1 pseudogene is annotated in these 258 nt (G+C 62.0%); it reads left to right on the plus strand.

Going from position 1 to position 258, the window contains the following annotated elements:
• Nucleotides 1-150: 150 nt before the first annotated feature.
• Nucleotides 151-258: pseudogene (locus SB725_RS32250) on the plus strand (exonuclease); the annotation flags it as partial.

Below are 258 nucleotides of genomic sequence, written 5' to 3' on the forward strand. Positions count from 1 at the left end.
GCCCGGGCACCTTCCAGCAGATCCAGGCAGACGGGGCATCGGTCGGGACGATGCCCCCTCGATGCGCTCAAGCAGCCGTCCCCCTAGGCGGATGCCTCGGCTTTGGCTACGCTCAAGCCTCTTCAGGATGTTTCAAGGCTGGAATTCGTGATGCCCCACTGGCTGGTAATAGATCTGGAAGCCACGACGGATGAAGGGGGCTGGCCGGTGAGCGAGATGGAAATCATTGAGATCGGCGCCACCCTGGTCAACCGTCAG

It is taken from the genome of Pseudomonas sp. SIMBA_041, assembly GCF_046535095.1.
Taxonomy (GTDB): Bacteria; Pseudomonadota; Gammaproteobacteria; order Pseudomonadales; family Pseudomonadaceae; genus Aquipseudomonas; species Aquipseudomonas mucoides.